General features: G+C 68.7%; 6 protein-coding genes and 1 pseudogene. 4 read left to right on the top strand and 3 right to left on the bottom strand.

Features of this window, described 5'->3' with window-relative positions; translation table 11 throughout:
* Positions 1-186 precede the first annotated feature (186 nt).
* The 3 genes from FV217_RS20705 to FV217_RS20715 all read left to right on the top strand — a co-directional run bounded on the left by FV217_RS20705 (position 187) and on the right by FV217_RS20715 (position 4,592).
* On the top strand, positions 187-1,212 hold the full coding sequence (locus FV217_RS20705) for a DUF1775 domain-containing protein (protein WP_147820253.1): 1,026 nt from the start codon (positions 187-189) through the stop codon (positions 1,210-1,212).
* A 115-nt stretch (positions 1,213-1,327) separates the two neighbouring features.
* Complete coding sequence (locus FV217_RS20710) at positions 1,328-3,451, top strand: TonB-dependent receptor (RefSeq protein ID WP_147820255.1); 2,124 nt, start codon at positions 1,328-1,330, stop codon at positions 3,449-3,451.
* A 166-nt stretch (positions 3,452-3,617) separates the two neighbouring features.
* A complete protein-coding gene (locus FV217_RS20715; protein WP_147820257.1) occupies positions 3,618-4,592 on the top strand; it encodes a hypothetical protein in 975 nt (324 codons plus the stop codon).
* A 167-nt stretch (positions 4,593-4,759) separates the two neighbouring features.
* Here FV217_RS20715 and FV217_RS20720 read toward each other — a convergent pair whose 3' ends face one another.
* From FV217_RS20720 to FV217_RS20730, 3 genes are all read right to left on the bottom strand, one after another.
* A complete protein-coding gene (locus FV217_RS20720; RefSeq protein WP_238232504.1) occupies positions 4,760-5,074 on the bottom strand; it encodes a hypothetical protein in 315 nt (104 codons plus the stop codon).
* Between the two features lie 315 nt (positions 5,075-5,389).
* Entirely contained in the window at positions 5,390-7,810 is a 2,421-nt protein-coding gene (locus tag FV217_RS20725) for a penicillin-binding protein 1A (RefSeq protein ID WP_147820259.1), read from the bottom strand.
* 180 nt (positions 7,811-7,990) lie between these two features.
* Complete coding sequence (locus FV217_RS20730; RefSeq protein WP_147820261.1) at positions 7,991-9,298, bottom strand: N-acetylmuramoyl-L-alanine amidase; 1,308 nt, start codon at positions 9,296-9,298, stop codon at positions 7,991-7,993.
* A 729-nt stretch (positions 9,299-10,027) separates the two neighbouring features.
* Between FV217_RS20730 and FV217_RS20735 the strand changes: the two are divergent.
* A pseudogene (locus FV217_RS20735) lies at positions 10,028-10,381 on the top strand (S1 RNA-binding domain-containing protein); the annotation flags it as partial.

Consider the following 10,381-nt stretch of genomic DNA (forward strand, 5'->3'; position numbering starts at 1 on the left):
CTCTCCGCCATGACGTCGATCGTCTGGCCGGCGCGGCGCGTCGTCCGCGTGATCTGGCGGATGGAGGGCTTCGCCTCCGCCCGCGCGCCCCCCTTCACCCTCGCCAGCGCCCGAGCGCCTCCCGCCGCCTGAACCGATCGCACCGCCTTCGTGCTCCAGATCCTTCAGACGCCGGATTTTTCCATCATGTCGAACCGCTTTTATCGGGCCGCCCTCCTCGCCGCCTTCCCCATCGCCTTCGCTTCCGCCGCAAGCGCCCACGCCGTGCTGGAGCGCAAGGAAGCCAGCCCGAACGCAGCCTATCGCGGGGTCGTGCAGATCATGCACGGCTGCGAGGGGGCGGCTACGACCCGCGTCACGGTGACGATCCCCGAGGGCGTGATCGGCGCCAAGCCGATGCCGAAGCCCGGCTGGCAGCTCGGCACCACCAAGGGCAGCTACGCCAAGGCCTACCAGTCCTTCCACGGCAAGGTCTCGGAGGGCGTCACCGCGATCACCTGGAGCGGCGGCAGCCTCGGCGACGACGAGGTCGACGAGTTCACCTTCTTTGCCCGCATCACCGACGAATTTTCGCCGGGCGCCACCGTCTACTTTCCCGTCGAGCAGGAATGCGCCGGCGGGGCCGACAAGGGCGGGATCGCCTGGACGCAGATCCCGCAGGCGGGCCAGGATCCGCACGATCTCAAGACCCCTGCGCCGGGCGTCAGGATCATCGCCGCCAAGGCGATTGAGAAGGTCGGTTCGAAGGGCGACGCGCCGGCTCCGATCAAGGCGGGCGATCTCACGATCGAGACGCCGTGGCTGCGCGCCACCCCCGGCGGCGCCAAGGTGGCCGGCGGCTACGTCTCCGTGAGCAATGCCGGAGCCCAGCCCGACCGGCTGATCGGCGCATCGATTCCTCAGGCGGGACGGGGCGAGATCCATTCGATGTCGACCGAGGGCGGCGTGATGAAGATGGCGCCCGTCGAGGGCGGCCTTGCGGTTCCGGCCGGCGGCAACGTCGCGCTCAAGCCCGGCGGCCTGCACCTGATGTTCCTCGACCTGCACGACGGCCTCAAGGCCGGCGAGACGGTGCAGGGCACGCTCGAATTCGAGCGGGCCGGCAAGGTGCCGGTGAGCTTCACGGTCGCACCGATCGGCGCGCAGGGTCCTGCTGCCCAGGGTCCCGGTATGCAGGGCGCGGCCTCGGCTGCGGCCGAGCACCAGCACTGACCGTTTCCCTGCGCCCGGCCGCCGGCCGGGCGCGACGGCCCCGCCCCATCCCTCTGTCGACGACCCGCAGCCCCTCGCCTTTCGTGGCGGGCGCGGCGCGGGCGTGGAGCCAGCCATGCCCTTCTCCCGTTCTGGCGGAGCCTGCGCGCTCGCCTGCTGCCTGCTGACCTCGCCCGCCGCCCTCGCGGTGCCCGCCACCGAGACCGCCACCACCGAGACCTCCACCACCCTTGCCGAACTCAGCGTCGAGGGCGGTGGCCCGGCGGGGGGCGGCTCTCTCACGGTTCCGAGCGTCGCCGAGCAGCGTAGGGCGGTGAATTCCACCGTCGGCTCCGTCGCCTTCGTCGATGCGGATGCGTTCAAGAACAGCTACGCCAACACGCTGCGCGACGTCCTCAAGGATACCCCCGGGGTGTTCGTGCAGGAGCGCTACGGACAGGAGTTGCGCCTCTCGATCCGTGGATCGGGCATCGCGCGCGGCTTCCACCTGCGCGGCATCGAGCTCCTGCAGGACGGCATCCCGCTGAACTTCGCCGACGGCAGCGGCGACTTCTACCAGGTCGATCCGCTCTCCTTGCGCTCGGCCGAGGTCTACAAGGGCGGCAACGCGCTCACCTTCGGCGCGACCACCCTCGGCGGCGCCGTCAACTTCGTGACGCCTACCGCCTACACCGCCTTCGCGCCGAACATTTTTCGCGTGGACGGCGGCAGCTTCGGCACGATCCGCGAGAACGTGCAGATGTCGCGGATCGAAGGGCCGGTCGACGCGCTCATCAACGCGACGATCACCAATTCCGACGGCTACCGGAGCCACGAAACCCAGCGCACACAGAACTTCAATGCCAATGTCGGCTACAAGATCGCCCCCGGTATCGAGACGCGGTTCTACGCGGGAATCTACCTCACCGACCAGAAGCTGCCGGGCACGCTGAGCCTGTCCGACGCGCTGAACAACCCGCGGCTCGCCAACCCCAGCGCCATCACCGGCAACCAATCGCGCAAGGTCCAGACCGAGCGGCTCGCCAACCGCACCGCGTTCGAACTCGACGTCGGCCGCCTCGACGTCGATTCCTGGGTGATCCACAAGAACCTCTACCACCCGATCTTCCAGGTGATCGACCAGGACGGCCTGACCTACGGGATCTCGCCGCACTGGTCCGGAACCTTCGATGTCGCCGGCTTTCGCAACGACACGATCCTGGGCTTGCGGGCGTTTGCCGGGGTGAATCAGGCGAACCAGTTCGTGAACATCGCCGGCCGCAGCGGGGCCCAGACCGTCAACGCCCTCCAGAGCGCCTCGAACTACGAGGCCTATGGCGAGAACCGCTTCTGGTTCCTGCCCGACGTGGCGCTGATGACGGGGCTGAAGGCGTTCTCCTCGAACCGCACCTTCTCGAACAAGGGCGGCCTGCCGGCGAGCCCGGCCGCCCGCTTCGGCAACGTGACCTACGAGGGCGTCAACCCGAAGGTCGGCCTGCTCTGGCAGCCGCTGCCGGACATCCAGGTCTTCGGCGACGTCACCCGCTCGCGCGACGTGCCCGACTTCTCGGACCTCGCCCAGATGAACACCCTCGGCGTCACCTTCGTACCGCTCCAGGCCCAGCGCGCCTGGACCTACGAGGCGGGCACGCGCGGGCGCATCGACCGCCTGACCTGGGACGTGACGCTGTACCGGGCCGACATCCGGGACGAGCTGATCAACTTCGCGATCAATCCCGGCCTGAACATCCCGGCGGCGACCTTCAACGCGCCGCGCACGGTCCACCAGGGCGTCGAGGCGGCGGTCTCCGTGGAGGTGCTGCGCGACCTCACCGGCCTCGGCGATACGCTCAACGTCGCCCAGGTCTGGACGCATAACGACTTCCGTTTCGTGAACGACCCGACCTTCGGCAACAACAGGATCGCCGGCATCCCGCAGGACGTGCTGCGCACGATCGTGACCTACACGCAGCCGGGCGGCTTCTACCTCGCGCCCTCGATCGACTGGGTGCCGCAGGGTGCCTTCGCCGACCATGCCAATTCGCTGAAGGTGCCGGGCTACGCGCTGTTCAACGTGCGGACGGGCATCGACTTCGCCAACGGCATCTCGCTGTTCCTCGACGCCCGCAACCTCGCCGACGCCCGCTACGTCTCCGACATCTCGGTGGTGACCAATGCGGCGACGGTCGCCGGCGGCCCGGTGGCGTTCTATCCGGGCAACGGCCGCAGCGTGTTCGGCGGGGTCAGGGCGTCGTTCTGACGCCCGTCCCTTCGAAAACCGCGGCGTGCATCGCCCTCGGCACGGGCGCTTGGCCTCGATGCGCGCCCGCGGCTAAGTGCTTCCCACGAAACTCTCGCGTCACCGTTGCAGTCGTGGGATCACGCCCGATGACCGGGCGTTTCGTGAGAGACACGCGACGGAGCCGATGCTCGCCACCCGACAGCAGGACGCCGCCACGCCCTCCTCCTCTGCTGCCGAGGTGCATGTCGGGCGCGACGGCTGGCTCTTCCTCACCGGCGGCCGCAACCGCGTCCTCGACCAGTTCGGCAGGCCGGGCTTCTCGCGACGGACGCTGTGGCGGTGGCGGAGTCATCTCGCCGAGCGGGTGCGGCGGAGCGCGCGGTTCGGGGCGGCCTATCTCCACGTCGTCGCGCCGGAGAAGCTCACGATCTACCACGACGCCGTCGATGGCCTCGCCTTCGACCCGGAGCGGGCTCCGGCGCTGCGGCTCCGGCGCTGGCTGCGCGGTTCGGCGGGCGCGAAGGCGCTGGTCGATCTCGTCGGCCCGATGCGGGCGGCGCGCTGGGAGGTTCCGCTCTACCGGCGCACCGACACGCACTGGACCTTTGCGGGCTGCGATCTCGCCTACCGCACGATCCTCGCCCGCCTCGACGTCGCGCCCCGCGACGACATCGCCGCCCGGCGGCTGCAGGAGACGTTCTCGTATTCCGGGGATCTCGCGACCAAGCTCACGCCGATGCCGGTGGAGACGGTCGAGAACTGCCGGTTCGAGAGTGCGGCGCGGCGCATCCACGCCAACGGCCTGCTGAGCCATTTCGAGGCCGCCGGCCGGCCGATGGACGCGCATATCGGCGCCCATGCGGTCTTCCGCAACGACGACCCCGAGGCCGATCCGCGCCGGATCGTGATCTTCGGCGATTCCTATGCGCAGCACAGCGCCATGAGCCCGGTGGCGACGCTGACGCCATTCCTCGCCGACAGGTTTCGCGAGGTCCATTTCCTGTGGTCGACGAGCATGGACTGGGACTATCTGGCCGAGGTCCGGCCCGATGTGGTGATCGGCGAGATCGCCGAGCGCTTCATGATCGATGCCCCGGCCCGCAACATGCGGATCGGGGCGCTGGCCGACCTCGCCATGGCGCGCAAGGCATCTGTCTGAGGGAGGATCGCAAGCGCCGCGATCCCTGCGGTTCTCCGCCGGAGGCATGGCCGAGACAGCCCGATGACGGGATGATGCGGGGCGCAGGTCGTCACGAACCAAGTCGGTTCCGCGGCGGCCCGCGTCCTGGCCGTCGTGAGGGACCGTTTCGAACGTATGCCGTCGCGTCAGCGTCGCGGCAACGTGGAACGCACCTGATCGTCCGTCTGCATCGCCACCACGGGCGTCTCCATGAAACGGACCTCGAGCTGGAACAGGACGAGCCCCGCCTCGTCGCTGACCTCCATCGTCCAGCCGTTGCCGGATTGAAGCTTGTCGCCCTCGTTGATCAGGATGAGGCCGGCCATGCGGATGGCCTCGCGGCGGGCCTGCTGCCAGTCGATCAGTTCGGTTCCGTCCGTGTCGGTCGTGCCGGTGCCGTCGAAGACGTTGAAGAAGAAACGAGCTATGGCAGGCTCCACGCAGGACAGGCGGGAGCACACGCAACTCTCAGCCACCGGCGCCCAAGATCGTTGGCCGGTGATGGGACAAACATACGACTATGTCGGGTTTCCGACAAATCCTTCGATCCGATTTGTCGAAGTTTCCTCAGGCCCGGTCGAATAGTTTCCGATGTACCGCCGGCTCATGCCGTTTCTGGTTGATTGTATCGGGCATCGAAACAACCGGTGCCTGCTTTCGCAAGGACGGAGGCGGACCTGTCGGTTCCGTCGGAAGCCGTCTCAGGGCGGCGCGTTCGGCGGAAGGCCGCCGCTGCACCGCGACGCAGGACGAGTCGCGCTCGGCCCCTGTCGGGATCAGTAGACCCCGCCGGTCTGCGCGGCGGCGCCGGCGCCCTCGGGCACCATGGTCGGCGCGTCGGGCTGGGCGACGTAGGCGTCCGGCGGTGCGGTGCCCGGCTTGAAGGCTTCGAGGATCGTGCCGGCGCCCTCGCCCGAGCCGGCACGGGTGCCGGAGCCGGCCGAGACGCGGATCAGCTTGATTCCCGGCGGCACCCGGAACGGGGTCGGCGGCTTGTCCTTGAGGGCGACCTTGAGGAAGTCGAGGGCGATGGGCGCAGCGAGCCCGCCACCTGTGGCGCGGTCGCCGAGCGACTTCGGCTTGTCGAAGCCGAGATAGACGCCCACGGCCAGGTCCGGCGAGAAGCCCACGAACCAGGCGTCCTTGGCGTCGTTCGTCGTGCCGGTCTTGCCGGCGAGCGGCTTGCCGATCTGCTTCAGGATCGTCGCGGTGCCGCGCTGGACCACGCCCTCCATGATCGAGACCATCTGGTAGGCGGTGAGCGGATCGAGCACCTGCTCGGATTCGTCGACGAGCTTCGGCTCGTCCTGGCCCGACCACTTCTCCGCGTCGCAGCCGACGCATTTGCGGTTGTCGTGGCGGTAGATGGTCTCGCCGGTGCGGTCCTGGATCCGGTCGATCAGCGTCGGCCTGATGCGGCGGCCGCCATTGGCCAGCATCGAATAGGCGGTGACCATTCGCAGCACCGTGGTCTCGCCGGCGCCGAGCGACATCGGAAGCACGGGGAGCAGATCGTCGTAGACGCCGAAGCGGCGGGCATATTCCGCGATCAGCGGCATGCCGACGTCCTTGGCGAGGCGCACCGTCATCAGGTTCTTCGAGTGCTCGATGCCGTAGCGCAGCGTATGCGGGCCGCCGGACTTGCCGTCGTAGTTCGACGGGCTCCAGGCTTCCTGGCCGGGACCGGCCTCGATGGTGATCGGCGAATCCTGCACGATCGAGGACGGGGTGTAGCCGTTGTCGAGCGCCGCAGAGTAGACGATCGGCTTGAACGACGAGCCGGGCTGGCGCATCGCCTGCGTCGCGCGGTTGAACTCGGATTCGTCGTAGGAGAAGCCGCCGACCATGGCGTGCACGCGGCCGGTATAGGGGTCCATCGCGACGATGGCGCCGGAGATCTCGGGCTTCTGGCGCAGGCGGTAGCGTCCGGTTCCACCCTCGATGGCCTCGACATAGACGATGTCGCCCGAACTCAGCGCCGAGGCGACGCCCCGGCCGGTCCACTTGACGCCGTCGGCGCCGATGATGCCGGTCTCGCGGTCCTTGCTGACGGCGCCGCCGCCTTCGCGTCGTGGCTGCAGGCCGATCTGCGCATTGCCGCCCTGGGTGTTCAGGACGACGGCGACACGCCAGGGGGCGATATCGCCGAGCACCGGCACCTCGGAGACGGCGAGGCCCCAGTCGCGCCCGGTCAGGTCGACCTTGTGCTCGGCGCCGCGCCAGCCGTGGGACTGGTCGTAGCGTACGAGGCCGTCGACCAGCGCCTTGCGGGCCCAGGCCTGCATCTTCGGGTCGACGGTGGCGCGCACCGAGAGGCCGCCTTCGTAGAGCTTTGTCTGGCCGTAGCGCTCGGCGATCTCGCGGCGGACCTCTTCGGTGAAGTAGTTCGAGACGGCCGCGTTCGGGAAGGCGACGCGCGGGTTGATGCCGAGCGGCTTCTTCTTGGCGTCGTCCGCCTCCTGATTGGTGATGTACCCGTTCTGGGCCATCAGGCCGATGATCTCGTTGCGGCGCGCCAGCGCCGCCTGGGTCTTGCGGTAGGGGTGGTAGTTGTTCGGCCCCTTCGGCAGCGCGGCGAGATAGGCCGCCTCGTTGATGGTCAGCTCATGGACCGACTTGCCGAAGTAATCGAGCGAGGCCGCCGCGACGCCGTGCAGGTTGCGGCCCGGGACGATGGTGCCGAGGAAGATCTCGTTGAGGTAGAGTTCGAGGATCTTGTCCTTCGAGTAGGCCGACTCGATCCGGAGCGCGATCAGCGCCTCCTTGATCTTGCGGTCGTAGGTCTGCTCGGCCGAGAGCAGGAAGTTCTTGGCGACCTGCTGCGTGATGGTCGAGGCGCCCTGCTTCTTGCCGGTGGCCTGGTTCGTCACCAGGGCGCGCACGATGCCCTCGGGATCGATGCCGCCGTGCTTGTAGAAGTTCTTGTCCTCCGCCGAGAGGAAGGCCGCGACGATGACCTTCGGCATCGCCTGGATCGGCAGGTAGAGGCGGCGCTCGTGGGCGTATTCCGCCAGCATCGAGCCGTCCGCCGCGTGGACGCGGGTCATCACCGGCGGCTCGTAATTGGCGAGCGCGGCGTGGTCCGGCAGGTCCTGGCTGTACTTCCAATAGAAGAACGCGCCGACGGCCGCCGCGATGCAGAACAGCACGGCGCCGGCCGAGAACAGGATCCCGAAGAACCGCAGGATGAATCGCATCCGGATGTCCGTTCCGTCGCTTGGCCGCCCGCCGACGGCCCCGCGGGGCCGGCCGGTAGTGGATGCGGCCTCAAAGGCTGTGTGCGTCGGCGCGGTCGCGAGCCATTCGGCGGCTTCGGCCCGACCGGGCTTGATCGAGCCCGTATCGACACCGGTTCTATGGTGAAACTGCGGCGACCTCTACCGCGACCCGCCCAACCGCGGCATCGTCATGGCCGAGCCGGTGAAAGCGCTGCCCTTGCCGAAGGGCACCGAGCCGGTGGTGCTCGGCGGTGCGCCGATCGGCTGGGCCGAGGTGTTGCGCCCGGCGAAGAACAGGTCGACGGCCTTGGCCATCGAGCCGGTGACGTTGGTGCGCCATTCCTCGGATTGCAGCTTCTCGAGGTCGCTCTTGCTCGACAGGTAGCCGAGCTCGACCAGCACCGAGGGTACGTCGGGCGAGCGCAGCACCACGAAGCCGGCCTCGCGATGGGGCTTGCCGCTCATCTCCATCACCGGCGACAGCTGGCCCATCAGGCGGTGGGCGAAGCCCGAGGAGAAGCCGCGGGTCTCCCGCAGCGTCAGCTCCTGCAGGATGTCCGACACGTCGGCCGGGCCGACGGCCGAGTCGGTGCCGGCGGCGGAATCCGCCTTGTTCTCGCGCTCCGCGAGCTTGGCGGATTCGGCGTCGGTCGCCTTCTCGGAGCCGGTATAGATCGTGGCGCCCTTCACCTGCGGGGCGGCCGAGATCGAATCCGCATGGATCGAGATGAACAGGTCGGCCCTGGCCTCGCGGGCGATGCGGACGCGATCGGCCAACGGCACGAACACGTCGCGGTCGCGGGTCATGGTCACGCGGTAGCGACCCCCAGCCTTCAGGCGCTCCACCAGCGATCGCGCGAAGCCGAACACGATGTCTTTCTCGAGCACGCCGGTCTTGGCGATGGCGCCGGGATCGGTGCCGCCATGTCCGGCGTCGACCACCACGAGCGGACGACTGTCGACAGCCTCCGCCGGAAGGGTCTTGCGCAGCGACGGCGAGGGGTCGCTCGCGACGGCCGCCTTGCGGAACACGTCGCGCTCGGCCCGCCTGAAGGCGATCGACAGGAGCGTCGCGCCGTCGCGCCGCGTCTTCGTCTCGATCCCGTCGACGACGGCCGGGCCGGCGAGATCGACGACGATGCGCGAGCGGCCCGGCGCGAACAGGCCATAGCGGTAGGAGGTGACGACGCCCTCCCGCTTGATTCCGGCCTCCGGGCCGATTTGGAAGTTGACCTCCGGCAGGTCGATCACCGCCCGGTCCGGCCGCTCCATCACGAAGGCGCGGGCCTCGACGGGTTTGGACAGGATCAGGGTGAGGGTGGTCGCGGTGCCCTGCGTGGCGAGTTCGGCTCCGATCGCCACCGCGCCCATGCGTAGCTTGTCGTTGTCCTGGGCGAATGCCGGCACGCTGGCGGAGAGCGCCAGCGCGAGCAGGACGGTCGGAAACGGGCGGGCGCGTGTCGGCATCGGCGGGCGTCTGGTTCCCCGGGGCCTGTCTCTAGGACTTAGAGCGATCGTGGTTAAGCATTCCTTTTCGGCCGGAATTCGGCCCTCGATCCATCGCTGCCGAGCGGCGGCGTCCGGAACGCGCGCACCGGGCTTTGGTCGCAGGGCTGCGACCATCGCGAAAACCTGTCATCGAAACAGACTCTTGCCAAACGCGCGTGACAAACGCTAATGAAACCGACCCCATCCGGTCCCGATGGTCACACTTGCGGCCTTCGGACGCGGAAAGCCCCCTCGCGTGCTTCTCGCAGCCGGCTCCTCGTGGTGATCTTCGGACACGTTTCGAGGCCGGATCGGTGTCGGCAAGCGCGACGGGGATTTTTGTCCCGCCGCACCTGTTTCGAATGACATGCGGCCGGCATGACCGGTCAGGAATCTTCGTGAGGCCGGAAGGGATGGGGGGACACACAGCATCGGTTGCCGTTGCTCGTGCCTCCCGCGCACGCCCGTCGCGTTGCGCCGTCTCCTTCCTCCCGCCGGCCATGTTCAACCCCAGGCGCGCCGATCACCGGCGCCGAGCGGCGGTTGACGGCAAACCCTTTTCCCGAAGCCTCTCGCCCCTGAGCCTCCAGGCCACGGCGACGAGCCCGACACGCGCCCTCCCCGTTCCGGCCTCACGGCCGCGGAAGGCGCCGCCGGGACGGCAAGGTCCAAGGTGTGCCCCGTCCGCCGCCATGTCGAAAGTTCGTCATGGCCAACACCAACAAGATGCTCATCGACGCGATGCACCCGGAGGAGACCCGGGTCGTCACGGTCCACGGATCTAAAGTCGAGGAATTCGACTTCGAGTCGGCCAGCCGCAGGCCCCTGCGCGGCAACATCTACCTCGCCAAGGTGACGCGGGTGGAGCCCTCGCTCCAGGCCGCCTTCGTCGAATACGGCGGCAACCGCCACGGCTTCCTCGCCTTCAGCGAGATCCATCCCGACTACTACCAGATCCCGATGGCCGACCGCCTCGCCCTGATCGAGGCGGAGCGGCGGGAGGAGGAAGAGCACCACGAGCGCGAGGAACGCCGTTCGCGGGGCCGCCGCCCGCGCGGGCGC

The organism is Methylobacterium sp. WL9 (assembly GCF_008040035.1).
Classification (GTDB): Bacteria; Pseudomonadota; Alphaproteobacteria; order Rhizobiales; family Beijerinckiaceae; genus Methylobacterium; species Methylobacterium thuringiense.

Coding starts and splice junctions, on each gene's coding strand:
- FV217_RS20705 (WP_147820253.1), top strand. CDS start 187: ATGTCGAACCGCTTTTATCGGGCCGCCCTCCTCGCCGCCTTCCCCATC.
- FV217_RS20710 (WP_147820255.1), top strand. CDS start 1,328: ATGCCCTTCTCCCGTTCTGGCGGAGCCTGCGCGCTCGCCTGCTGCCTG.
- FV217_RS20715 (WP_147820257.1), top strand. CDS start 3,618: ATGCTCGCCACCCGACAGCAGGACGCCGCCACGCCCTCCTCCTCTGCT.
- FV217_RS20725 (WP_147820259.1), bottom strand. CDS start 7,810: ATGCGATTCATCCTGCGGTTCTTCGGGATCCTGTTCTCGGCCGGCGCC.
- FV217_RS20730 (WP_147820261.1), bottom strand. CDS start 9,298: ATGCCGACACGCGCCCGCCCGTTTCCGACCGTCCTGCTCGCGCTGGCG.